The organism is Gulosibacter chungangensis (assembly GCF_008831155.1).
Taxonomy (GTDB): domain Bacteria; phylum Actinomycetota; class Actinomycetes; order Actinomycetales; family Microbacteriaceae; genus Gulosibacter; species Gulosibacter chungangensis.
In genome coordinates, this window is record NZ_WBKB01000001.1 from 521325 (window position 1) to 545977 (window position 24653).

The 24653-nt window shown below is 63.5% G+C and carries 23 protein-coding genes; 10 read left to right on the forward strand and 13 right to left on the reverse strand.

Annotated elements, in window-relative coordinates:
* Window positions 1–134: 134 nt before the first annotated feature.
* From F8O05_RS02340 to F8O05_RS02360, 5 genes are all read right to left on the reverse strand, one after another.
* On the reverse strand, window positions 135–2033 hold the full coding sequence (locus F8O05_RS02340) for a cytochrome b/b6 domain-containing protein (RefSeq protein ID WP_158051125.1): 1899 nt from the start codon (window positions 2031–2033) through the stop codon (window positions 135–137).
* A 5-nt stretch (window positions 2034–2038) separates the two neighbouring features.
* On the reverse strand, window positions 2039–3034 hold the full coding sequence (locus tag F8O05_RS02345) for an electron transfer flavoprotein subunit alpha/FixB family protein (protein ID WP_158051126.1): 996 nt from the start codon (window positions 3032–3034) through the stop codon (window positions 2039–2041).
* 25 nt (window positions 3035–3059) lie between these two features.
* Window positions 3060–3836 carry an electron transfer flavoprotein subunit beta/FixA family protein gene (locus F8O05_RS02350; protein ID WP_158051127.1) on the reverse strand — a complete coding sequence of 259 codons (777 nt, stop codon included), beginning with the start codon at window positions 3834–3836 and terminating at the stop codon, window positions 3060–3062.
* Window positions 3837–3901: 65 nt separating this feature from the next.
* Window positions 3902–4648: an enoyl-CoA hydratase/isomerase family protein gene (locus F8O05_RS02355; protein ID WP_158051128.1), complete on the reverse strand. Its 747-nt coding sequence runs from the start codon at window positions 4646–4648 to the stop codon at window positions 3902–3904.
* Window positions 4645–5400 carry an SDR family NAD(P)-dependent oxidoreductase gene (locus tag F8O05_RS02360; RefSeq protein WP_158051129.1) on the reverse strand — a complete coding sequence of 252 codons (756 nt, stop codon included), beginning with the start codon at window positions 5398–5400 and terminating at the stop codon, window positions 4645–4647. The genes F8O05_RS02355 and F8O05_RS02360 overlap by 4 nt, the downstream gene beginning before the upstream one ends.
* A gap of 112 nt (window positions 5401–5512) precedes the next feature.
* On the opposite strand from F8O05_RS02360, the gene F8O05_RS02365 reads away from it, so the two are divergent.
* Together F8O05_RS02365 and F8O05_RS02370 are read left to right on the forward strand one after the other, a co-directional pair.
* Complete coding sequence (locus F8O05_RS02365; RefSeq protein WP_158051130.1) at window positions 5513–6736, forward strand: CaiB/BaiF CoA transferase family protein; 1224 nt, start codon at window positions 5513–5515, stop codon at window positions 6734–6736.
* A gap of 75 nt (window positions 6737–6811) precedes the next feature.
* Entirely contained in the window at window positions 6812–7546 is a 735-nt protein-coding gene (locus F8O05_RS02370; protein ID WP_158051131.1) for a FadR/GntR family transcriptional regulator, read from the forward strand.
* Window positions 7547–7640: 94 nt separating this feature from the next.
* Here the strand turns inward: F8O05_RS02370 and F8O05_RS02375 are convergent, their stop codons facing one another.
* The 3 genes from F8O05_RS02375 to F8O05_RS02385 all read right to left on the reverse strand — a co-directional run bounded on the left by F8O05_RS02375 (window position 7641) and on the right by F8O05_RS02385 (window position 10900).
* A complete protein-coding gene (locus F8O05_RS02375; protein WP_158051132.1) occupies window positions 7641–8438 on the reverse strand; it encodes an amidohydrolase family protein in 798 nt (265 codons plus the stop codon).
* Complete coding sequence (locus tag F8O05_RS02380; RefSeq protein WP_225735686.1) at window positions 8435–9625, reverse strand: acyl-CoA dehydrogenase family protein; 1191 nt, start codon at window positions 9623–9625, stop codon at window positions 8435–8437. Before F8O05_RS02380 ends, F8O05_RS02375 begins: the two co-directional genes overlap by 4 nt.
* A 111-nt stretch (window positions 9626–9736) precedes the next feature.
* Window positions 9737–10900 (reverse strand): acyl-CoA dehydrogenase family protein, encoded by a 1164-nt coding sequence (locus F8O05_RS02385; protein WP_158051133.1) that lies wholly within the window; start codon window positions 10898–10900, stop codon window positions 9737–9739.
* Window positions 10901–11006: 106 nt separating this feature from the next.
* Between F8O05_RS02385 and F8O05_RS02390 the strand changes: the two genes are divergently transcribed.
* From F8O05_RS02390 to F8O05_RS02400, 3 genes are all read left to right on the forward strand, one after another.
* Complete coding sequence (locus F8O05_RS02390; protein WP_158051134.1) at window positions 11007–12188, forward strand: thiolase family protein; 1182 nt, start codon at window positions 11007–11009, stop codon at window positions 12186–12188.
* 57 nt (window positions 12189–12245) lie between these two features.
* Window positions 12246–13004 (forward strand): SDR family NAD(P)-dependent oxidoreductase, encoded by a 759-nt coding sequence (locus F8O05_RS02395; RefSeq protein ID WP_158051135.1) that lies wholly within the window; start codon window positions 12246–12248, stop codon window positions 13002–13004.
* Window positions 13005–13075: 71 nt separating this feature from the next.
* Window positions 13076–13858, forward strand: a complete 783-nt coding sequence (locus tag F8O05_RS02400) for a crotonase/enoyl-CoA hydratase family protein (protein ID WP_158051136.1) — start codon at window positions 13076–13078, stop codon at window positions 13856–13858.
* Between the two features lie 140 nt (window positions 13859–13998).
* Here F8O05_RS02400 and F8O05_RS02405 read toward each other — a convergent pair whose 3' ends face one another.
* The gene (locus F8O05_RS02405) at window positions 13999–15651 is read right to left on the reverse strand and encodes an AMP-binding protein (RefSeq protein ID WP_158051137.1); all 1653 of its coding nucleotides are present in this window, start codon (window positions 15649–15651) and stop codon (window positions 13999–14001) included.
* Window positions 15652–15777: 126 nt separating this feature from the next.
* On the opposite strand from F8O05_RS02405, the gene F8O05_RS02410 reads away from it, so the two are divergent.
* Genes F8O05_RS02410 through F8O05_RS02425 form a run of 4 tightly spaced genes read left to right on the forward strand, consistent with a single transcriptional unit; the run spans window position 15778 to window position 20142 of the window.
* Window positions 15778–16545 carry an SDR family NAD(P)-dependent oxidoreductase gene (locus tag F8O05_RS02410; RefSeq protein ID WP_192496993.1) on the forward strand — a complete coding sequence of 256 codons (768 nt, stop codon included), beginning with the start codon at window positions 15778–15780 and terminating at the stop codon, window positions 16543–16545.
* Window positions 16542–18059, forward strand: coding sequence for an aldehyde dehydrogenase family protein (locus F8O05_RS02415; RefSeq protein WP_158051139.1), 1518 nt, complete (start codon window positions 16542–16544; stop codon window positions 18057–18059). Before F8O05_RS02410 ends, F8O05_RS02415 begins: the two co-directional genes overlap by 4 nt.
* 20 nt (window positions 18060–18079) lie before the next feature.
* Window positions 18080–19045, forward strand: a complete 966-nt coding sequence (locus F8O05_RS02420) for a MaoC/PaaZ C-terminal domain-containing protein (RefSeq protein ID WP_158051140.1) — start codon at window positions 18080–18082, stop codon at window positions 19043–19045.
* The gene (locus F8O05_RS02425) at window positions 19042–20142 is read left to right on the forward strand and encodes a CaiB/BaiF CoA transferase family protein (protein ID WP_158051141.1); all 1101 of its coding nucleotides are present in this window, start codon (window positions 19042–19044) and stop codon (window positions 20140–20142) included. The genes F8O05_RS02420 and F8O05_RS02425 overlap by 4 nt, the downstream gene beginning before the upstream one ends.
* Here the strand turns inward: F8O05_RS02425 and rarD are convergent.
* The 4 genes from rarD to F8O05_RS02445 all read right to left on the reverse strand — a co-directional run bounded on the left by rarD (window position 20102) and on the right by F8O05_RS02445 (window position 24222).
* On the reverse strand, window positions 20102–21076 hold the full coding sequence (gene rarD / locus F8O05_RS02430; RefSeq protein ID WP_158051142.1) for an EamA family transporter RarD: 975 nt from the start codon (window positions 21074–21076) through the stop codon (window positions 20102–20104). The genes F8O05_RS02425 and rarD overlap by 41 nt on opposite strands.
* 43 nt (window positions 21077–21119) lie before the next feature.
* The gene (locus tag F8O05_RS02435) at window positions 21120–22373 is read right to left on the reverse strand and encodes an NAD(P)/FAD-dependent oxidoreductase (RefSeq protein WP_158051143.1); all 1254 of its coding nucleotides are present in this window, start codon (window positions 22371–22373) and stop codon (window positions 21120–21122) included.
* A gap of 83 nt (window positions 22374–22456) precedes the next feature.
* Entirely contained in the window at window positions 22457–22927 is a 471-nt protein-coding gene (locus F8O05_RS02440; protein WP_158051144.1) for an HtaA domain-containing protein, read from the reverse strand.
* A 5-nt stretch (window positions 22928–22932) separates the two neighbouring features.
* Entirely contained in the window at window positions 22933–24222 is a 1290-nt protein-coding gene (locus F8O05_RS02445; protein ID WP_158051145.1) for a cytochrome P450, read from the reverse strand.
* A gap of 186 nt (window positions 24223–24408) precedes the next feature.
* Here F8O05_RS02445 and F8O05_RS02450 point away from each other — a divergent pair, with 186 nt between their 5' ends.
* Window positions 24409–24648: a ferredoxin gene (locus F8O05_RS02450; protein WP_158051146.1), complete on the forward strand. Its 240-nt coding sequence runs from the start codon at window positions 24409–24411 to the stop codon at window positions 24646–24648.
* Window positions 24649–24653: the final 5 nt, after the last annotated feature.

Here is a 24653-nt window from a genome sequence, read left to right on the forward strand (position 1 = left end):
CATGCTGTGGCGGGAACCCCCTTTGGTTATTGCTGCGGACAGGGCCAGCAGCCTTGAGCTCAGGCAAGCAGCAAGCAAAGTGGCCGACCTCGCAGTGAGGTCGGCCACTTTTGCAGAGACGATTCCGAGTGCGGTTAGCGGCTCGAGACCTTCCCGAACAGGTTCGCGATCGGCGCGAGGATCATCGGTTTGGATGCGGCCCAGACCGCAGCCACCGCCAGGATCGACCCCACGAAGAGCCAGAACCCAACCCAGCTGATCTCGGGGGTACCCGCATACATGTGGTTGAGGTTCTTGAGCGCCCCGGTCGAGAACACCAGCACCACGTGCACGATCACGAACAGGACGAAGAAGAGCATCGTCGGGAAGTGCAGCGCGCGAGCGAGCTCCACCGGGTAGAGCTTGTTCAGTCGCGCGGCTTTCTTCGGCCACATGTCACTCAGTCGCGCACCGGTGATTGCCGCGAGCGGTGCCGCGACGAACACGACGAGGAAGTACATCAGTTGCTGCAAGCTGTTGTAGTTCACCCAGCCGTCTTCCACTGGCCATTCCAGCGTCAGGTACTGGATCATCGCCGAAAGTGCGTTCGGGAACACTTCCCAGCTGGTTGGCACGATGCGCATCCAGTGACCGGTGACAAACAGCAGCACCACAAAGACGATGCCGTTGATCAGCCAGAGCAAATCCAGCGACTGGTGCAGCCACAGGTTGATGCTGATCTTCGCACCCTTACCGTTCTTCGGTGTCCAGAAGGCTGGCGGCTTCTGTTGCCTTCGCACGAGCAAACCCGAGCGAATAATCAACACAATGAAGAACATGTTGAGGAAGTGTGACCAGCGAACCCAGGCCGGGAAGCCGGGCTCTGCCGTCGCCGGCAGCTCGTACTCAGCCGGATAGCGCGCCATGAAGTTCTGCACGGCCGAGAAGGTCGTGAGCCCTCGCGCCGCCAACACGATAATTCCCGCGGCAGCAGCCGCACCGACCACCCAAAGCAGACCGAATCGGATCCAACCGCCGACAGTACGACCGCCATAGCGCTTGGGCTCTGGCTTCGCCGTTTTCTGCTTCGTGACTGCCGGCTTCGACTTCGCCGCGGCAGGTGCGGCCTTTGGAGATGCCGTGGCCGGCTTAGCAACGGGAGCGGGGCTGGATGCTGAGGCAACTGCAGGAGTCGACGTCACAGGTGCAGCCGGGGTGGATGCCGGGCTCACTTTGGGCTCGGCAGCCACAGGCTCGGGCTTCGCGGGTGGTGCCGGTGCCGGTGCCGGTGCCGGTGCGAAGCCCACGGGTGGCCAGGCTTCACCGCCCGCGACTCGGGGTAGTCCTCGCCGCAATGGTGCACCGGTTCCTGAGCCACTCGACGCCGGGCTCGCGGCAGATGAAGTTGGGGCTGCCGAATCCTCCCCCGGTGAGGTGGCTGTCGCTGAAGTTGCAGCGACATCGGACGTTTGCTCTGATCGTGCAGCCGACGCAGCCTTGGCTGCGTCTTCGGAGGCAGCTGCTACAGGCGAACCTGCGTTCGACCCACTCGCGCTATCTGAGCCAGCAGCCACCTGCGGGCCGCCAGACTTCGGTGCGGCGCCTGCATCCACCGTCACGGTGCCAGCTGGGGGCCAGGCTTCGCCACCACTGACTCGCGGCAGTCCGCGTCGAAGAGGCATTTCGCGCTTCGATTCGGTGGACGCCGTCGCGTTGCGGTGCTCGGCGAGGACCGCCTCGGCAGCCCGCACGACTTCCGCGCCATCCTCGGAGACTACAGGCTCGAAGACTTCGCCAGCTTCCGAGGCAGCAGCTTCATCGGGCACCGCGGCAGCGGGGGCCGAACCGTGATCTTCCGGTGCTGCCACGGCGACCGCATCCTGCTGGGGCGCATCGTGAGTCGCGGGCACATCGGTGCTCGGGGACGTCCAGGCGCTAGCTACGGGCTCGTCTATCGCGTTGGGCTCGAGGGGGGCCTGTTCAACCGGGGGCCACGGCTCGCCATTGCGGTCGCGTGGCAGCCCCCTCCTGATTCTTCCGGTGTAGGTCGCCATGGTTCCTACTTCCCGGCTTCAATTTTTCGCGCTTCGATCGCGCTAATGACCTGCGGGACGACCTCGAAGATGTCGCCCACGACGCCGAAATCGGCAATCTCAAAGATGGGGGCGTCGGCATCTTTATTCACGGCCACGATGGTTTTCGCGGTCTGCATGCCCGCGCGGTGCTGGATAGCCCCGGAAATCCCAAGCGCGATGTATAGCTGTGGCGACACCGACACACCGGTCTGCCCAACCTGATAGGAGTGTGGCACGTAGCCAGCATCCACTGCCGCACGAGACGCGCCGACAGCGGCACCCAGCGCATCCGCCAGCTGCTCAACGAGCGCGAACTGCTCGGCCGAACCGACCCCGCGACCGCCCGAAACCACCTTCGCGGCTCCCCGCAAATCGGGACGCGAAGAGGAGACCTGTACCTCTTCGAAGGATTCAATCTTGGCGGCCGGCTTATTGCTCGCGGTCACCTGCAGCGCGCGCGCATTGACCTGCTGCGCCTCCAGTCGCTCATCGATCGAACCGGGACGGATCGTGCAGACAAACAGGCCATAAGTCGGGGCAGACTGCACATTGAAGTCGCCGCCATACACAGAGTGCTGCGCGATGACACCCTCTTCATCGCGAGCCACGCCGATCACATTGACGGCCACGGCGGCACGAGCGCGGGCAGCGAAGCGAGCCGCAATATCGCGACCGCTGATCGTGTGGGGAATGAGCACCGCATCCGGCTGCGCCTCGGCAGCAGCGGCGGCGAGTGCATCCACTTCGAAGACTCCGAGCTCACCGACGTTGGGGTTCTCGGCGATCAGCACCTGGGATGCGCCGATTGCGGCTGCGCCAGCTGCCGCGGCTTCGCCCACACCTGCGGGGGCAAGGACCAGCGCAATCGGGGTGCCGATGTTGCTGGCTGCGCCGAGCACCTCGGCTGCGGTCGAGTCGAGATTACCGGCGGCGTCGGCTTCAAGTACGGCCAGGATGGCGTCACGGGGGAATTCAGACATGTTGGACTCCTTATTACCTGTCGGCCTAGACCAGACGGTTTTCGACCAGGAAGTTTGCGAGCTGCTCGCCGGCATCCCCCGAGTCTTCAATCTTGATACCGCCCTCACGCGGCGGCTTTTCGGAAACGGTGATCATAATCGAGCGCGCCACGGAGAAATCCTCCGGGTTGATGCCGAGATCCGCCGCGGTGAGCACCTCGAGGGGCTTCTTTTTCGCGGCCATGATGCCCTTGAAGTTCGGCAGGCGCCCGTCCGGCATCGATTCGGTGACCGAGATGACCGCGGGCAGCGAGGCCGAGACCTGCTGTGAGCCGCCCTCAACTGGGCGCACCCCCGAGACCGAGCCGGCATTGATCGTGAGTTCATCGAGCCCGCTGAGGAGTGAGACTTCAAGCAGCTCGGCGAGCATCGCGGGCACCATGCCCGCGGCGCCATCCGTCGAGACGTTCCCGGTGATCACGAGGTCAAAGCCGGTTTTTCGCAATGCTGCGGCCAGCACATCAGCGGTTTGCCCGAGGTCGGAGCCCGCGAGCGCTTCATCCGCAATGTGCACGGCGCTGGAGGCCCCCATTGCGAGCCCTTTTCGCACGGTTGCGGTCGAACCCGCCGGTGCCATCGACATGATGACGACTTCGGTGTCGTCCTTACCGGTGGCGTACGAGAGCGCCGCTTCGATCGCGCGTTCGTTGATTTCGTCAATCACGGCGTCGCTCGCGCCGCGGTCGGTGAGCCCGGTTTCGAGGTCAAGTTTGCGAGCGCCGTAGGTGTCCGGCACTTCTTTCACGAGGACAACGATCTTCATTGTCGTTCCTTTCAGAGAAATTGGTCGATTGCTGCAGTTCCGCGGGGCGTCATTGTCGCCGCGTGCTACTTGCTTACAAAGGCTTCGAGCTGAGCACCGGCAAAGCTGCTCCCGGCGAGCGAGCTAATGGATGCGCGTTCCAGCTCGAGCCGGTCGGCGTACGTTCCCGACGCATTCAGCAGGGTCTTGATGGCAGTCGGTGCGAGCGGACCGGTGTTGCGAATCGCGGCTGCGACTTCCGCCACGGCCTCGTCCAGTCCCTCCGCGGATGCGGTGCTGGAGACCAAGCCCCAGTCGAGCGCGGTTTGAGCATCAATCCGGCGACCGGTAAGGAGGAAGTCGCGTGCCCGACGGGCACCGATCGCGTCACCGAGCAGGACCGTCACGCCACAGTCGGGGCTCAACCCGATCGCGCCGTACGCTGGCGTGAACTTTGCCGTGTCTACGGCAACCGCAATATCGGTGGTGAGCACCAACCCCAAGCCCGCACCGGCAACGGCGCCGTTGATTTTGGCGATGACCGGCTGCGGAATCTCTCGCAGCGCGATCATGGCGCGGTTCGCTTCACCGACGAGCTCCCTGAGGTAGGCACTGCGGTCGGCGGCTTCGGCCATCTCCTGTGCATCCCCACCGGCACAAAATGCCCGCCCGTCCCCGGTGAGAATCACCAGTTCGGCATCGGAGGCGGCGGCTTCGGTCGCGACCTCGGCGAGTTCCTTCGCGAGGGCGACATTGAGCGCATTGAGGCGGTCGGCTCGGTTGAGCGTGATGGTCGCGATGCCCGCGGCGAGCTGCAGATCTACCGAACTCATGGCTGACCACCATCCACTGCCATCGTGGCTCCCGTGGTGAATGAGGATGCGTCGCTCGCCAGGTAGAGGGCGGCACCCACGATCTCCTCGGGCTGACCACCACGCTTGAGCGCGAAGGTTTGCGCGCGCTCTTCGAAGGCTTCCATGTCCCAGGCTTTGGAGACATCGGTAAAGAAAGTGCCCGCAAGTATCGCGTTTACCCGCACCTTGGGCCCCAGCGTGTGCGCGAGGCCAACGGTCATCGTGTTCACGCCTGCCTTGGCAATCGCATAGGGCAGCACGTGGGCGCGAGGGCGAAGCGAAGCGGCGCTGGAAATATTGATGATAGAGCCGGAACCCGCCTCGACCATGCGTTCCCCAATCAGTACTGACAGGCGGAAGGGGCCCTTGAGGTTCACATCTATCACCTTGTCGAAGAGCGCCTCGGTGATGTCACCGATGCCGTCGTAGAGCGGGGACATGCCGGCGTTGTTCACGAGCACATCCACTCGGCCAAACTCCGCGTAGACGCGATCGACCAGGGCGGGGAGTTCATCCCATTTCCCGACGTGTGCGCCGATCCCGAGCGTCTTCGCACCGGTGGATTCGGCAATCTCGGCCGCGGCGGCCTCGCAGGTTTCACCGTTCCGGCTCGCGATGACCACCGCGGCACCCGCTTCGGCGAACGCCTGCGCCATAGCTCGACCGAGCCCACGGCTCCCGCCGGTGACCAGTGCTACCTTGCCGCTGAGGTCAAATCCGTGACCGCTCATCTATGCCTCCTCGCATCTGAAGCAATTCCTGCTTATGATTATTACAGGAAGCATCCGATTTCGCGAGATCTCGGAATCTCGACCCCGAAAGATATGGCCAAGGGAGTCCATTATGAACAACACCACTGCACCACTCGCAGGCGTTCGCGTGCTTGAGCTCGGTTCTATGTATGCCGCGCCAACTGCCGGACGCATGCTTCGTGACTTCGGTGCGGATGTCGTCAAGGTAGAAGAGCCGGTCAACGGTGACATGGCTCGTCAGTGGCAGCCGCAAAAGGATTCTACGTCGATCGGCTATGTGCGACTGAACTCCGGCAAGCGTTCGGTGGGTGTGGACCTCCGTAAGCCCGAGGGCCAGCAGGTGGTTCGCGAACTCATCGCGCAGTCAGACATCGTGATCGAATCCTTCCGCCCGGGCCGACTCGAAAAGTGGGGTATGTCTTATGACTCGCTTGCGGAAGAGAACCCGGGGCTCATTCTTACCCGAGTGTCCGGCTTCGGGCAGACCGGGCCCTATAGCGCCCGTCCGGGCTTTGGCACCGTGGCCGAAACGGCCAGCGGCTTCGCTTTCCTCAATGGCTGGCCCGAGACCCCGCCCACCGCTCCCCCGTTTGGATTTGCGGACTCGATCGCGGGCATTTCTGCCGCGATGGGTGCTGCGATGGCGCTCTACCAGCGTTCCGCAACCGGCAAGGGCTCGGTCGTTGACGTCGCCCTCTACGAACCGCTGATGTTCATCCTCGGGGATGCGATCCTCAACTACACGACTACGGGCAAGATTATGCAGCGCCACGGCAATGCCTCGGGCGCCGCTTCACCACGCGGCATCTATCAGGGTTCCGACGGCGGCTGGCTCGCGATTGCCGCTTCCGCGCAGTCCATTGCCATGCGGCTGTTTGATGCGATGGGTCGTCCCGAACTCAAGGAAGACCCGCGCTACGCCACGAACGAAGCGCGCATGGCGAACAATGAATTGGTGCAGCAGACGGTGCGCGAGTGGGTCGGTTCGATGCCGCGCGACGAGGTGCTCGCGATTCTTGACCGCAATGAAGTCGTTGCCGCGGCGGTGAATGACTCGAGCGACATTGTTGAGGATGAGCACTTTTTGGCACGGACACTGCAGGCCGTGACCAATACGCCACTCGGTCGCGGGCTCGTACCCGGACCGGTGCTGCACATCGGCGACTATGCGGGCCCCAGCTATGACGGGCTTGCCGCAGTGGGTGAGAATACTGCGGAAGTTCTGGCGGAGCGACTTGGCTATGACGATGACAAGATCGCATCATTGTCAGAAATAGGCGCCATTTCGTCACAATTCGCAGGCGCCACCAGCTAAATTCGTGATGAACAATTGGGATGCGACGCCCTTTCGTCTCAGCAATCACCACAACGTTTAGGAAGGGAGACGACCATGAGCCTGCCGGCAAGCCGTCGACCGCAGAAGATGGCGCTCCTCGTCGCTCAGCAGATCGTGACTGACATTCAGACCCGTGGCGCTGGCCCCGGGGACCGCCTACCGCCAGAAAAGCAGATGCTTGAGGAGTACCAGATCGGGCGGGGCACACTGCGGGAGTCACTGAGGTTCCTTGAACTGCAGGGGCTGATTAGTCTCAAGCCCGGCCCCGGTGGTGGGCCAATCGTGGAACGTCCGAACGGTACCGGCCTCGCAACCTCGCTCACGCTGCTCCTGCAGCTGGAGAACGCCCCGTACCGAGACGTTGTCGAAGCGCGCGAAACTATCGAACCGGCGATGGCTCGCTATGCCGCCTCGCGAATCACGGACGAGGAACTCGCCGCGCTCAAGGAGAGTGTGGATCGGATGTCGGAGCACATCAAAGACGAAGAGATCTTCGCCGAGACGAACCACGAGTTTCACGAAGTTATCGCTAAGGCCTCGGGTAACTCGCTATTCACCCACATGATCGATGCCCTCACCGGGATCCTCGACGGTACGACCATGGGTATTGAATACCCCGAGCACCGACGCAAGCACGTGGTCGAAGCACACCGACGGATCTATGAGGCACTCGCGAGCCGGGATGCGGCCGCGGCCTCGAACACCATGCTCGAGCACATCGAAGAGTATTCGAAGTACATCAGTCGCAAGTACCCCGACACCATCATGGAACCGATCAGCTGGGAGTAGCAGACCGATCGCTCAGCCTAGAGCCAGCCAGCACAGCGCAAGAGGCGGGAACCCACCGGTTCCCGCCTCTTGCGTTGCTTGATGTTTTGCCCTGCTAGGCAGCCTCGGGCAGCCCCAGCACGCGCGCGAGCGTGCCACCGAGCACCTGCTTGACCTCGTCATCGCTGAGCCCAAGCATCTCGATCGCTTGGATTTCTTCAAGCGGGTCGGTCATCGGCCAGTCAGAGCCAAACACCACGCGCTCGGCGCCGTGTTTCTTAATGAGCGCACGTACCCGTTCCGGACGCAGCAGCGCCAGCGACGGTGGCCAGGAGGTTTCCAGCACGATATCGGCACCGGCGAGCATCTCCTCGGCATCGTCGAAGAGCTTGTAGCCGCCAAAGTGACAGGCCATCAGCCGTAGCTTTGGGAACTGCTTCGCGATCGCACCGATCATCGCCGGGCTCGAGAGACTGTTGGTGTACTCATCCCCGCCCGCACCGACGTGGGTGATTACCGAGATGTCTTCGCCGAAGGCATCCAGGATGTCCCAGAGCCGCTTGTCATCAAGTCCATAACGCTGAAAGAGCGGATGCAGTTTCACGGACTTAATGTTGTTTCGGCGCAGCGACTCGAGGTTTTCTTCCACCGAGAGATCCACGTGCACGGTACCCACCGGATAGCGAGACTCGGATGCCAGGCCGGAGACGAATTCATTGACCTTGTGCACGTGACGGCCCTCGTTCGCAATTGCGAGGCAGCAGCTGAGGTGCACGCCGGTGTGTTCCATCGAGGTGTCGAGCCCGTGGACGGTGCCGTCCCCTCGAGCTTCGAGCCCCGGTACCGGATTTGCGGTGAGCGCTTTCTCGGCGATCTTGTCGGGCCAGACGTGTGTGTGCGCGTCGATAATCACAGAATTCCTCCACCGTTTTCGAGTGCCGCTTTCGTGCGCTTGCTCAGCTGCCGAGCGAGCGAATCCAACAGCACCTCTGTCGAACCCTCATAAATACGCCCTGGCCGGGAGTTACGGTAATGCCGTTCAATATCGCTGCCGCGCACCAAGCCGAAGCGCCCCATGGATTGCACGGCCCGGTCGGCAACCCGGCCTGCCGTTTCGGTCGCCACCACTTTCGCCATCGAGGTTTCGGCGATGTGCGCGAGCGGGGCGGCAGCAGCCTGGGCCGCGGCGCTATAGGTCAGCGCCCGGGCAGCCTCAAGCTCTGCCCAACTCAGGGCGAGCTTCTGCGAAACCGCGCCCAAGTTGAGCAGTGGCTTACCGAACTGTTCGCGAGTTTGGGTGTGCTTGAGCGCCTCTTCCAGCGCGGCCCGGCCAATCCCGAGGGATGCGCCGGCCACCGTCGCGCGGAACACCGCAAGTACCTGCAGCATGAGAGAGAAGGCCTTGCCGGTCTCTCCCAAGCGGTTCTCTTTCGGGACCCGCACCTCGTCAAATGTCACGCCGCCGATAATGTGCGGGGCGATCAAATCCGGACCGCTCGTGACCGTCACGCCGGGCGTATCGGCGGGCACGAACGCCATCGAGTAGCCATCACCCTCACGCCCAAGCACGCAGAAGAAGGCGGCCTCCGGGGCATTGGTAATGAAGGATTTTTCACCGGTGATGACGATTTCATCGCCCTCTTCGCGCAGTTCCGTGGAGACACTGCGCAGGTCCGAGCCGATCTCGACCTCGGTCAGGGCGATCGCGGCAATCGCATCCAGCGAGAGCACTTTGGGAAGCCATTCGGCGCGCAGAGCATCCGAGCCACCAACGGTGATTGCGTAGCTGCCGACCCCCTGCATCCCATAGAGCGAATCGAGGTGGGCGGAGACCGCGGCAAACTCTTCGCGAACGATTGCGATCGCGAGTGGATCAAGCGTTTCGTTCGCACCGCCGTAGGCGGCCGGGATCACGTATCGCGTGAGACCGGATGCTTTCACCGCCTGGGCCATCGGCCGGTGCACAACATCGAGCTCATCCGCTTCGGCGGCATACTGCGCGACGCTTGCGGCCACCGCACGAGCCTCTTCGCGAATCTCGAGGTGCTCCTGGTCAAGAGTGAACAGTGCGCCGGATGTGGTTAGGAAGGGAGCTGACACGAATTCAAACCTCTCAAATAGTCCAGCGGTGGCGGGCCATCATCGGCCCGCCACCGTCACAATAGGTCTCGCAGCTTGCCGAGGCACCGGCATGCTTCGGATTGGGATGCGCTAGGCGCGCTGATCAAAGCGACGGCCGAGCGCCTCCGACACGATTCGGGTGCGCTGCATATCGGGTGTGCCGCCGGCGATCGCCCAACCGTGCGAGTCTCGGTGGAGTCGCTCCAGTCCGTATTCCTCGGTGTAGCCGTTGCCGCCGTGCACCTGAATCGCGAGGTCGGTAACCCGCTTCGCCATCTCATTGGCGGTGCACTTCGCAATCGAGACATAGAGGGAGTTAATCCGCCCGGCGTCGATCTCTGCCGCAGCCCGATCGCGGAGCAGGCGCGCCGCATCCACCTGCATGATCATGTCGGCGATCGACTTCTGAATCGTCTGGAACTCGACAATGTCCTTGCCGAAAGCCTGGCGCTCTTGCACGTAGGCAACCGACTTATCGAGGGCCGCCTGACCGATTGCGAGGCTCATGGTGGTGTTGCCCATGCGCTCGAGCGAGAAGTACTGGAAGAGTCGGCCGAAGCTCCCGGCGGGGACCACGATGTTTTCTTCCGGTACCTGCACACCGTCGAAGTAGAGGTCGGCGGAGGGAATGCCGCGGAAGCCCATCAGGCGCTCCTGCGCACCAAAGGTGAATCCCGCATCCCCCTTCTCAATCACCACCGCGCCGATGCCCTTGCTGCCCGGCGCATCGCTCATGCGGCAATAGACAAGGTAGAGATCGGCTTCGCCGCCGTTAGAGATCCAGCGCTTCGAGCCGTTCAGGATGAGCCCGCCGCCGGGAGCCGGTGTCGCCTTGGTCTTCATATCGGTCGCCGCAGAACCGGCATCCGGTTCAGAGATCGCGACGGCCATGGTCTTTTCGCCGCTGATGATGCTGGGGAGCCACCGCTCGCGCTGCTCTTCGCTCGCTGCGTGCGCGATCACCTGCGCGGGGCCGGTGTTCGACTCAAAAATCTGGAAGGCCGCAGGACGGCACACCTTGGCGAACTCTTCAATCACCGCGAGCGCGTGCGAGAAGGGGGCACCGGCGCCGCCGTGCTTCTCCTCGTGGGCAATTCCGAGGAACCCCATCTCCCCCAATGCCTTCCGCTGCTCTACTGAAATGGGCGTGCGGTTCACGTCCAGCTCTTCGGCGATGGGACCGTAGACCTCGCGCGCCACCGTGGCAGCCAGGTCCTTGATCTCCCGTAGTTCATCCACAGTGACGGTAGTCAATTGGATCACGCTCCTTTACGTGTTATTGATATGCATAGATTAGATCGCGATAAGTTCGACCGCAAGCTCAAGTGACTAATCCTGGCAATTATGATAAACAATTACTATGCCAGAGACATCAGCACGTGAGGCAGTCATCGTCGACGCCATCCGCACGCCCATTGGCCGCGGTAAGCCCGGTGGCCTGCTTGCAGACATCCATCCCGTCGACCTCCTCGCACAGACCCTGCAGCAGCTCGTGTCCCGCAGCGATCTTGATCCCGGCACCGTCGACGACGTTCTAATTGGCTGCGTCTCGCAGGTATCCGAGCAATCCGCGACCCCGGGCCGCATGGCCTGGCTCGGCGCGGGCTTTCCAGAACACGTCCCCGCCGTCACCATTGACCGCAAATGCGGCTCGAGCCAACAGGCAGTGTCCTTCGCGGCGCAGGCCATCATGTCGGGCACCGCAGATATCGTGGTCGCGGGCGGTGTGGAATCGATGAGTCGAGTACCGATGGGCTCCGCTCGCGCGGGTGCCGATCCCTACGGTGAGCTGGTGGGCGAGCGCTACTCGCCGGGCCTTACCTCCCAGGGCGTCGGCGCAGAGCTGGTAGCCGCAAAATACGGTTTGACCCGCGAACAGCTTGATGAGTATTCGGTCCGCTCACATCAGCTTGCGGCAGCCACAGATTTTTCGCGTGAGATCGTCCCGGTGCGTAACGGCAACGAAGTCATCACCGCCGACAACACGGTGCGCCCCGACAGCAGCGTCGAAAAGCTCGGGCAGCTTAATACGGTGTTCAAGACCGATGAATTAGCCGCGCGCTTCCCCCAAATTAATTGGAGCGTCACCGCCGGCAACTCCTCGCAGATCACCGACGGCGCATCCGCGCTGCTGGTGATGTCCGCCGCGAAAGCCGAGCAGCTCGGGCTCACCCCGCGGGCGCGCATCCACTCATTTACCGCGGTGGGTGACGACCCGCTGCTCATGCTCACCGGCCCCATTCCGGCCACCCACAAGCTCCTCGAGCGGACCGGGTTTGACCTCGGCCAAATCGACCACGTGGAGGTGAATGAGGCCTTCGCACCCGTACCCTTGGCGTGGATGCAAGAGTTCGATGTCGACCCCGCCAAGGTCAACCCCCGCGGCGGTGCCATCGCGCTGGGCCACCCGCTCGGCGCATCCGGCGCGAGACTCATGACCACGATGCTCCACGCACTCGAGGACACCGGCGGCAGGTACGGCCTACAGCTCATGTGCGAGGCCGGCGGGATGGCGAACGCCACCATCATTGAGCGACTCTGACCGAGCCGACCCCACTCGTCAACGAAGACAAGACACTCACCATTTGGAGGTAGAGATATGGATGTTGCAGGCGCATCTGCAATCGTCACCGGCGGAGCTTCCGGGCTCGGCTGGGCAAGCGCACAGAAACTCGCGTCGCAGGGCGCCCACGTGGTGATCGTGGATCTCCCGCAGTCTGCGGGTGAGGAGCGCGCCACGGAGATTGGCGGCACCTTCGCCCCGGCAGACGTCACCGATACCGATGCGGTCAACGCCGCCCTCGATGCCGCCGAGGCCGTCGCCCCGCTGCGCGCCGTAATCCACTGCGCGGGTCGCGGCGGTGCCATCCGTCTCGTGGACCGCGATGGCAACCCCGGTTCGCTCGAGACCTACGAGACCGTGGTCCGCGTGAACCTCATCGGTACCTTTAACGTGTTGCGACTCGCCGCGACTCGAATGGCGAAAAACGAGCCCGTGGACGGCGAACGCGGGGTGTGCATCCTCACCGCCTCGGTCGCAGCCTGGGAGGGCCAAATCGGCCAGATTCCCTACGCCTCCGCCAAGGCTGGCATCGTCGGGATGACCCTCGTGGCAGCCCGCGACCTCGCATCCAAGCTCATTCGCGTGGTGACTATCGCGCCCGGCACCTTCGACACGCCGATTCTCGCGCGGCTTCCCGAAGACGTCCGCGAATCGCTCGCCAAGGCCGTACCGAACCCCTCGCGCCTCGGCCAGCCCAAGGAATTTGCGTCGCTTGCCGCGCACCTCATCGAGAACCAGATGATGAACGGTGAGACCGTGCGCCTGGATGGTGCGATTCGGATGCCACCGCGCTAACCGACACCGACCATCGGCGCTGTCCCTGCCGATTGCTCCAGCCCCGACGACCGCTCCAGCAAGGAAGAACTATGACCGAGACCACCACTCAAGAAGCCGTGCTGCTGACCGAACAGCGCGGTCGCGTGCTCGTACTCACCCTCAATCGCCCGCGCGCGAAGAACGCGATTTCGCTCGAGCTCGCGCAAGAGCTTGCCCGCTCCTTCGAAGAGTTGGATGCGCGAGACAACCTTTCCTGCGCCGTGATTTTCGGTGCCGGTGGCACCTTCTGCGCCGGTATGGACCTCAAGGGCTTCGCGCGCGGCGAGATTCCGATCATTCCGGGTCGTGGCTTCGCAGGCCTCGTGGAAAACCCACCCCGCAAACCGCTCATTGCGGCGGTTGAAGGCTATGCACTCGGTGGCGGTTTCGAGATCGCGCTCGCAGCCGACCTCATTGTCGCCGCCGACAGCGCGACTTTCGGACTGCCGGAGGTCAAGCGCGGGCTGACTGCGGCCGCCGGTGGGTTGCTGCGCCTGCACCAGCGCATCCCCTACAACAAGGCGATGGAGCTGGTGCTCACCGGGCGGATGCTGCCGGCCGCAGAAGCGAATGGCTACGGGCTCCTCGCGGACCTGGTACCCGCGGGCGAAACCTTCGACGCCGCCATCCGGCTCGCCGAAACAATTGCGAAGAACGCGCCGCTGGCAACTGCCGCGAGCAAGCAGGTGATTCGCGAGTCGAATGACTGGCCGCTGGCCGAGAAATTCAAGCAGCAGCATGAGATTGTGCAGCCCATTCGCACCTCGAACGACGCCAAGGAAGGTGCCGCGGCCTTCACCGAGAAGCGCGAGCCGGTCTGGACGAACTCCTAGGCCTGTGGATGCGCGCTCCAGCAGCAAGCGCGCATCCGCGGCGTCGCTTGTCGGCGCACCTCGTCAGAGTCCACGGAGTGCAATGAACCGGCCGGTAGGAATTCCTACCGGCCGGTTCATTGCATTCCGCACTCGTAGCGTTAGCTCGCCTTCACGAGCGCCTCACGGTCGTGGGTGTCGGCCGTGACGGCATCCTTGCGGAGTTCTGCCTTCTGCACCTTCTCCGAGGGGGTCTTCGGCAGTGCATCCATGAAGCGGATATAGCGAGGCACCGCAAAGGCGGGGACCTTGGTGGCGACAAACTCCCAGAGCTCTTCCACGTCAATCTCGCGCTTGGGCACGAGGCAGGCCATCACTTCGTCCTCACCACCAGCAAAATCGGCCGGTACTGCGATGACCGCGCATTCGAAGACGTCCTCGTGCGCGAGGATGCCCTGCTCGACCTCATAGGAGCTAATGTTCTCACCGCGGCGACGCAGCGCATCCTTATAGCGGTCCACGAAGTAGAACCAGCCGTGCTCATCCTTACGGAGCGCGTCCCCGGTGTGGAACCACATATTGCGCCAGACCTCGACGGTCTTCTCGGGGGCGCCGTAGTAACCCATCGAGAGGGTCCACGGGTGCTTCGAGCGCACCACGAGCTCGCCAACCTCACCCACGGGAACTTCGATATCGGTCTCGGGGTCGACGAGCTTCACGTCGAACCATTCCGCGACGGCCAAGCCCGCGGCACCCGCCGGGCGTTCACCCACCGGCGCGTAGGGCGAGAGGATGGGCATCGAGACCTCGGTGAGTCCGAAGCACTCCACGAACGCTTCCACGCCGAACCGCTCGCCGAAAGGCTGCGCGATCGAACCGGCGGTGGGTGCAGCGAAGATGCAGCGAAGATTATTGTCGGCATCGTTCTCGCGCGGTGGTTGCTTCCAGACAAAGTCCATCATTACGCCGAGGAAGTTGGTGACGGTGACGCCGTTATCGCGCACCCAGTCGATCCAGCGTGAGGCGCTGAATTTCTTGTAGAGCACGAACTTTGCCCCAGCGACGAGCGCCGGATAGGCCGCAAGCCACTGCGCGTTTCCGTGGAAGAGCGGGGTGGTCACCATGTAGGTGTCTTCGGGGGTGAGCTTGGTGAGGTTCATGCACTCGACCGCGTCGAAGTAGAACATTGCGTGCGACATCGCGACGCCCTTCGAGGGGCCGGTGGTGCCCGAGGTAAAGAAGATCGCGCCGAGGTCCTGCGACACCACATCCGGAAGCTCGACTTCCGCGCGTCGCTCGCGCAGATCCTCGAAGGGCTCGGCGGCCCATCCGGCGTCCCGCAGCGCGGCGAGGCCCGCCTCGAGTTCGCCGTCGTCAATCACCCAGAACTTCTCGATACCCGCACAGTCTTCGCGCACCTGCACAAAGCGGGATGCGAAGGTCGAGTCGACGATTGCCCAGCGCGGCTTCGAGGTGCGCACCTGGTGTGCGAGGAAGTCGAACTCATAGGCGGTGTTGATCGGGACCTCGACGAGCCCACCGACGCCGGCACCAAACCAGCTCAATACGAGCTCAGAACTATTCTTCGCTTGGATCAGCACCCGATCGCCGTAACTCGCACCGTTGGCGTACAGCGTGGTGGCCAAAGCCTCCGCAGCCTCCAGGGTCTGCGCGAACGTCAGCGTCAGCCCCTCCTCCGGGGCGACGAGGTAGGTCGCATCCGGCCGCGTTTCTGCTTGATGACGGAGCACTTTCTGGAGGCTCCAGTCTTTCCAATCTGCAAACGGGATCTCGAGCCCGGGATACGTTTTCATGGTTACTCCATCTCGGCGGACGCCGCTTTGCGCCCGTCTGGTTGACAAAATATCATGATTTCTATAATCATAGATTATGGAATTAATGGCCAATGGAGGCCTGAACCAAAAACGAGGAGAGATTCAATGAAGAGACTCGACGGACGCATTGCGTTAATCACCGCGGCTGGCTCAGGTATGGGTCGAGCTGGTGCCCTCCGCTTCGCGAGCGAAGGCGCCCATGTCATTGTGAGCGACCTCAACTCGGAGGCGGCCGAGAAGGTCGTCGCCGAAATCAAAGACGCCGGCGGAAACGCCACCGCACGAGCCCTTGACGTGAGCGATGTCGACGCGATCAAGGCGACCTTCGACTGGATCGAGCAGGAGTTCGGCATCCTGCACATCCTCTACAACCACGCTGGCATCCCGGGGGCCTCGGGCCTCGAAGTCACTGCCGAGCAGTACGAAAAGGCAATGGACATCAATCTGCGCAGCGCCTTCTTCGCCACGCAGTACTCGGTGCCCCTCCTCCAGAAGGCCGCGCCGAAAGCATCCATTATCTTCACCTCCTCGACCTCGGGCCTGGTGGGCTCCCCCTTCAGCCCTCTCTACTCGCTCGCCAAGGGTGGCATCACGGTGTTCATGAAGGCCGTGGCCAAGCGCCTCGGCCCCGACGGCATCCGCTCCAACGCCATCCTCCCCGCCATGATCGAAACGCCGATGCTCTCCGAGTTCTTTGGCCGCAACCCCGGTGACGACGTCGAAGCCGTCAAGAAGGAGTTCGCCAAGAACGTGCCGCTCGCCCGCGCGGGCTCCCCCGACGAGGTCGCGGCCGCAGCAGCCTTCCTCGCAAGCGATGACTCAAGCTGGATTACCGGCACCGCACTTCCCCTGGATGGAGGACTGCTCGCATGACCGCGATCACCGAACTCACCGACCTGGATCGGCTCAGCGCCAAGGCGCGCTCACTCATTGACGGCCCGCTCAACTGGATCGGCGGCAAGTGGGAGGACGGCCAGTCCGCCGAAACCAATACGATCTACAACCCCTCCACGGGTGCACCACTGCGCACCGAACCGCACAGCACCCCCGAGCAGGCAGTCCGTGCGGTGGAAGCCGCACGCGAGGCCTTCGACCGCGGCCCCTGGGGTCGCACCACCCCGGCCGACCGCGCCGCGATCCTGAACCGCCTCGCGGACCTCATGGATGAGCACTTCGACGCGCTCGTCGAGATCATTATCGCCGAGGTCGGGACCCCAATTACGCTCGCCCGCGCGATGCAGGTCGGGATGCCCGTCAACAACATCCGCTGGGCGGCAGAGCGGGCGCTCGCCGGCCCCCGCGGCGGCTACGTTGAGCCGCTCGGGCCGAATTGGGATGCCCCCGCATCGAACTCGGTGCTGCAGAAGGTTCCCGTCGGAGTCGTCTCGGGCATCACCGGCTATAACTTCCCGATCAACTCGGTCGTGTGGAAGCTCGGGCCAGGCCTTGCCGCCGGTTGCACGCTGGTGTTCAAGTCCTCCGAGCGCACCCCGCTGTCGACGCGGGCCCTGATGAAGCTCACCGAAATGGCCGGTGTCCCCGAAGGTGTCGTGAACTTCGTCTCCGGGCTCGGCGATGTCGGCAACGTGCTGGCAACCCACCCGGCCGTCGACATGGTGATGTTCACCGGTTCGCTCAAGGTCGGTAAGGCCATCCAGGCTGCCGCTGCGGAGACCACCAAGAAGGTGGTGCTGGAGCTCGGTGGCAAGTCGGCGAACATCCTGCTGCCCACGGTCGATGACTTCGATGCGATCGTGCAGCCTTCGATCATGCGCTTTGCCCGCAACTCGGGTCAGGGCTGCGGCTCGACCACCCGAATGCTGGTTCCTCGCTCGAAGTACGACCAATTCGCCGAGAGCATCCAGCGCTTCGTTGGCGACCTCAAGGTCGGGATGCCCTGGGATGAGTCTTCGGACCTCGGCCCGCTGATTCGCGAGCAGCAGCGCCAGTTCGTGGCCGGGTTCGTGGACCGTGCCATCGACCAGGGTGCGGATGTCATTGCCGGCGGTGGCTATACGGATGGCCTCGACGGCTACTTCTACAATCCGACCGTCATCGGCGGCGTGGACAACACCTGGGAGATCTCCCGCGAGGAGCTCTTCGGCCCCGTCGGCGTGCTCATCCCCTATGACACCGTGGAAGAGGCCATCGACATCGCCCACGACTCGGCCTACGGGCTGCACGCTGCCGTCTACGGCGACCCCGCCGAGGCCTACCAGGTCGCGCTGCGGCTGCGCACCGGCGCCGTCTCGATCAACGGCGGTGGCTTCATGCGACCGGATGCGCCCTGGGGCGGTTTCAAGCTCTCGGGCTTCGGCCGCGAGATGGGTGAGGACGGCTTCCAGGAGTTCTTCCAGGTCAAGCACATCCAGTGGCCAATTCGGTAGTCGGATCTTGACGGTTCACGATGACTGACACACATCAACGGGCTGGTGCCGTGGTTTCGACCGCGGCACCAGCCTTTGAGTTTGCGATCGAAGAGGGCAAAGCGAATGAGTTTGCGCGCGCCACCGGTGCCGCGGGTCTCGTTCGCGATGGGGACACCTGGTTGGCCCCGCCCACCTTTCTCACGGTCAGCCAGCTCTGGATGGCTCCCGAACATGCCGCCTGGTACGGCATCACCCGAAACTACGGCCGCGTGCTGCACGGCGAGCAGCGCTTCGACTACCCCCGCGGGCTGCCGCACGTCGGGGATCGCTTTCACGCTCGACAGGCCTTCGGCCGCTCTTTCGAGAAGGATGGCTCGCAGGGGCGGATGCATTTCCAGGAGGTGGTCACCCGTTTCTGGCGCGAGGATGAGACCGATCCGGATGCGATCATGACCTCGCTCTCAATCACCCTGCCGCCGGTGCCGGAGGACTCGGATGCGGCGCAGCCTGCCGAGTCTGGCCAGGCATCCGAAGCTGGCAACGCCTCCGAGTCCGGCAAGGCATCCGGCCCGAGCCGCGCATCCGAACCGAGCGATTCGGCCACGTCGGCCCCGCTCGATTCCCACACCACCGAGCCCCTGACGCTCACCGATTTCGTGCGCTATCAGGGCGCATCCGGTGACTTCAATCCGATTCATCACGACCCGGAATTCGCCCGCAACGGTGGCTATGACGGGCCCTTCGCCGTGGGCATGCTCACCGCGGGAGTCGCCGCGGCGCGGTTTGGCCAGGTGCGGGACCCTCGACGGCTGCGCACCCTGCGGATGCGCTGGCAACAGCCGGCCTGGCCGGGCGACCGGCTCACGTACACGGTGACGGAGGAAACCGAGGGCCTGAAATGCGTCGTGACCAGGGCACCCTCGGAGCGCGACCACGCAGGCGAAGCGCGCCAAGACACCAATCGAGAAGCCAATCACATGACCGCTTGGGGGACCTACGCATGACCGGACCGCTGCACGGAATCCGCGTGGTCGAATTTGCCGGGCTCGGCCCGATCCCCCATACCGGCATGATCCTCGCCGACCTCGGCGCCGAGGTGGTCCGCATCGCGCGGCCCGGACCTTCCGCTATGGCGGAACTTGCGGGTGCCACCGACCACGTGCTGCGGGGCCGCGTCCACACCACCGCCGATCTCAAAAATCCGGCTGATCTCGAGCGCGTGGCCGAAATCCTGCGGCATGCCGACGCGCTCATTGAAGGGTACCGGCCGGGTGTCATGGAGAAGCTCGGCCTCGGGCCCGAGCAGGTTGCCGACCTCAACCCGCGGCTCATTTACGGCCGGATGACCGGCTGGGGTCGCGAGGGGCCGCGCGCGCAGTCGGCCGGTCACGACCTCAACTATCTCGCCGTCACCGGCGTGCTGCACTCAATGGGCAAACAGGGTTCACCCCCGCCGGTGCCACTGACCCTGCTCGGCGATTACGCGGGCGGCTCGATGCTGCTGGCCCTCGGGATTACCTCGGCGCTCTTGGAGCGAGCAAGTTCCGGTCGCGGTCAGGTGGTCGATACCGCCATGGTGGACGGCATCGGCCTCGTGGCGCAGAAGATTTGGGCGCTGCGCGGTTCCGGGGTCTGGTCGGATGAGCGCGACGCGAACCTGCTCGACGGCCACGCGCCCTTCTATGACACCTACACCTGCGCCGATGGCCGGTTCGTGGCGGTGGGTGCGATCGAGCGGAAGTTTTTCGCGCAGTTCGTGGCGCTCCTCGGCCTCGACCCGACGGTTCACGGCGATCAATACGATCGGGATGCGTGGCCCGCCTGGCGGGCGGCCATCACCTCGGCCATTGCCCGGCACACGCGTGATGAGTGGGCCGAGCGCTCGGCGGGGACGGATGCGTGCCTCACCCCGGTGCTGACCTTTGCGGAGGCGCTGGCGGATGCGCACGCTCGCGAGCGCGACGCGTTCATTTCGATCGATGGCGTGGCTCAAGCAGCCCCCGCGCCGCGGTTTTCGCGCTCGGAGCTCGATGTCCCGGGGGTTCCGGATGCGGCACCGATCACTCTGGATCGGGTTGCGCAGCGTTGGTCGCACGGCTGACCGTTTGCGGCTGAACTTCGGCCTCACTCGAGTGCGAATGCTCGGGTGAGGCTGCCTTTTCAGACTGGGCACTCTTTTCACGCCGGGCGCTGCGAGCGCGCCGGAACTCGCCGGTGGTGAAGGTGGCCACCGCGATGAGCACCAGGCCAAAGCCGATCCAGCGGCTCAGCGCCATCGGTTCGTGCATGATGAACACCCCGACCAGGAATTGGATGATCGGCGCAATGTACTGCATGACCGCCATCGTCGTCAGCGGTGTGCGTCGTGCGGCATAGCCAAAGGCCAACAACGGTGCGAGGGTCACGGCACCGCCGAGAATGAGCAGTACCACGTGACCGGGGCCGAATGAGAAGGTCGTGCCGGTACCCGTGAGTTGCATAATCACCAGCACCACGATTGCCAGCGGCGTCAGTACCGCAGACTCTCCGGTCAATGTCGGGATCGGGTCGAGCACCACCACTCGCTGCACGAGCGCATACAGGCCAAAGCAGCTGGCCATCACGAGCGGCAACCAGAAGTTCGCACCCGCGGCAATGCCGGGCACGAGCACCGCGGCGATGCCGAAGATTAGCGCCAGCAGCTGCGTAACCCGCAGTCGTTCGCGCAGTACGATAGCGCCGAGGGTAGCGCTGGCAATCGGGTTGAGGAAGTAGGCCATGGATGCGGCGACCACCTGATCGGTCAGCACCGAGAATATGAACAGCCCCCAGTTCCCCGCGTTGAGGATGCTGCCGGCGGCGATCAGCAGCCAGGCTCGCAGTGACAGGCCACGCAGCTGTTTCCAACGACGCAGCACGGTCATGATCAGGGCGCTGAACGCGAAGGCCCAGATGATTCGGTGCATCAGCACTTCGAGGGCACCGGTGGGTTCGACGAGTGGCCAAAACAGTACCGACAGTCCCCACATCGAGAAGGCTGCCGCGGCCCAAAGCATTCCGCCGCGAGCCTGGTCTGGCTCGCGGCGGCTTGGTGGAGTGTTATGCGATGACAACGTCTGAGAACAGTTTCTTCAGTGGCTCACTGCTGAGCGCGGCTTCCGGCGACAGGTGCTTGCCCTTGCCGAGGGCCTGACGAATTGCCATAAAGTCGGCGGGTGAATTGACGCAGTCGGCACCCAGGAGCGTGTCCCCGCGGTAGTAGAGAATCGCGAACTTATCCGCATCCTGATCGCCACGAATCAGCACCCGGTCGTAGCCCATATTGAGGCCTGCCATTTGCAGCTTGACTTCGCCCTGATTCGACCAGAACCACGGCACCGATTTATAGGGGGCAGGGGTCCCGGCCACGGTGGTCGCGGCAAAGCGCGCCTGCTCGATGGCATTATTCACGCTTTCGAGGCGGATGCGCGGCATCGCCTCAGCCGTGCGGTCATAGGGGTTCGGGATGTTCGCCACATCACCCACGGCGAGAGTCTGCCCATCGGATGCGAGGGAGTACTCATCCACCACGATGCCGTTGGCGACTTCCAGGCCGAGCTGCTCGGCAAGTTCGGTCCGTGGGATCACGCCGATGCCGACCACCACGATGCCTGCCGGGATGACGCTTCCGTCACCAAGCTCCACGCCGGTCACGTGGCCCTGCTCCCCGTGGAAGCCGGTGATCTGCACATCCGTGTCGATGCGGATGCCGCGCTTGCGGTGTGCCTGCAGGAACCATTCGCTCGTTTCTTCCCCGACCGCACGGCCAATAATTCGCGGTGCGGCTTCGAGCACGGTGACTGTTTTGCCCTGCTGCAGGGCGTTCACGGCGACCTCGAGACCGATAAAGCCGCCACCGATGATGACCACGTTGTCGGTGCGCTGGAAGGATGCTTTGAGGCGTTCGGCGTCGTCCGCGTCGCGAAGCGAGAAGATCCCGTCGAGATCCGCACCGGGCACCTCGAGCTTGCGAGGTGCAGCACCGTTGGCGAAAGCCAGTCGCCGATAGGGATATTCCCTGCCGTCAGCAGTCATGACCACCCCACCGTCTCCAACACGTTCAACCTTGACCGCGGGCGAGCCGAGGGCCAGGACAATATTGTTCGTCTCGTAGTAGTCACGCTCACGGAAGCGCAGCCCTTCGGCATCCACCACACCGGAGAGGAAGTCCTTGGATAACGGTGGCCGCTGATAGGGCTCGTGGCTGGCACCGTCAACGAGGGTGATGCGCTCGTCATAACCGCCCTCGCGCAAGCTCGTTGCCAGCTGCACGCCGGCCTGTGAGGCGCCGATAATCACCATTCCAGTACTCATTGATCGACCTGGCTTTCCGGGGGTCGTCACTCGGACTGCACACCCTGTTGGTAGTTCATATGGGTGGGAAGGTCTTACCGAAGCTAGATCCCTCGAATGGTGAGGGGATCGAGCTCGGTACCTTCGGGATAGACATCGTTGAAATAGGGCACCGCATCCGCGGCGAGCTGCGCCGGGAGCTCAATCCCGCCGCCCGGAGCCCGTCGTGGGGCACCGAGGTTGGCGATGTGCAGCGGGTTGCCGGACACATCCGTCACGGTCAGTCGCGCACCGTTCGCACCGACGGTCACGATCGGGTCCGCGACCCGGACCGCGAGCATCCCGGCGTGACCGCGCATCCGCACATCCCCGGCGAAGACGAGCGACCCCTCGCCCCTGGCCGGGTCGAATCCGGCCGCATCGGCCACCGGAAAGATGAACCCGAGTGAGGTGTCGACTGCGCCGTCGGTCACCGACATGGCACTATCGGGCATCCGCGAAACATATTCGAGAAAGCTCCGTTTGATGCCCCACAGCATGCCGCGCGCGGTCGCGGGCGCAGTCGACTCACTCATGACCGTTAGGCGGCTTGGGCCCGATTTTCCTGCGCCCGTTCAAAGTCGCTTAGCGATTCATCCTTGTAGACGCGCTCGCCCGGAGTGAAGGTCGCGGGAATCGTCTGGTAGCCGGTGTTGACGCCCTGGCGTTCATAGCGAATTGCCTTGTCGGTGTCGACCTTGTAGTCGGGCATCCGCTCGAGGATCTTCGTGATGATCGAACGGGCGAGGGGACGAGCCAGGTGGCTGCCGGCGCAGCGGTGGCTACCGACGCCGAACGCGAGGTGGCGGTTCGGGGAGCGTGCGAGATCCACCTCGTCGGGGTTGTCCTTGGTGTCCTCCAGGTCGCGGTTGGCGGAGGACCAGGACAGTAGCGCCCGGTCACCGCGCTTGAGCTGCACGCCGTGGAACTCCACATCCTTCATGACGGTGCGCGACAGCGCCTGCGTGGGGCTGAACACGCGAAGGAATTCCTCGAGCGCGGTCTGCATCAGGTCGGGATTCTCGAGGAGCTGCTGCTTCGCCTCCGGATGCTCCGAAATCCACACCAGCGCCTGCCCGGTCAGTGATGCGGTGGTGCCCACACCACCCGAGATCAGCAGCTCGATCATGCTGAAGGCCTCTTCATCGGTGATCGGTCGACCGTCGATTTCCTGCTGCACGATGAAGCTAATGGCCTCATCGGTCGGGTTTTCGCGATGCGCCTGGATGGCTTCCTCGATCTGCGCCACCAGGTAGGGCATCTCTTCCTGGGTAGCCTTGCGATAGGCCTCGCTGTCCAGCGGCTCCGCCAACACGTCGCGGTGGAATTTCGCGTGGCGTCGCCAATCCTGCATCGGCATCCCGAGCCAGTCGATCGTGACAATCGCCGGCACGCCCGTGAGGCTCGCGAAGTCGGCTTCACCGGTTTCGATGAGCTCGTCAATGAACATATCGACGTACTTATCGATCATCGGCAGGATCTTTCGGACCTGCTTCGGAGTGATGAGCTTGTTCATGATCGAGCGGTACTTCTGCGACTCCGGCGGGTCCAGCTCGATCGGCAGGTGCAGGGCCATCGGCTTCTGCGGGAGCGTAATCGCCTGCCCGGTTACGCCAAATTCTTCGTGGCGAGCCGAACTGAAGGTGTCGTCATCGCGAGCTGCATCGAACACGGCATCGTGTCCGCTGAGTACCCAGTAACCGCCCCAGGCCTCGGTCCAGGCCACGGGCGCATCCTTGCGAAGCTGACGATAGCTCGCAACCGGGTCAACACTGTGTTCCGCCGAGTTGTGGTCAAAATCGACCGTGGGCGTGCGGTTAGTTTCGCTCATTTAAGTACTCCACTCCCTTGTGCGTCCGAACCTCTACATTCGGACTGAGTATGATGCGTCCTGTATAGTCTAACTATTATCATAATAGTGTCAATTGGGTACTATACTCGGTACTGACGATAGTAATCCAACGACTGTCGCCTAGCGAAACGAACACAGCAGAAACTCAATGAAGAGGAGAAGCCAATGCACGTGAGCGTTGATAAGAACATTTGTCAGGGACACGGTGTTTGCCTGATGATGGCGGAAAACCTATTCGATATTGACGACGAGGACGGCCTCGCCTACGTCATGAAGCAGCCCGAAAACGACGCCGAACGCGATCTTGCTCGGCAGGCCCAGGGCAACTGCCCCGAGCGCGCCATCAGCATTACCGACACGGCCGATCTCCCCACCGAGACCGCTGTACGCGCCACCGGGAAATAGCTGTG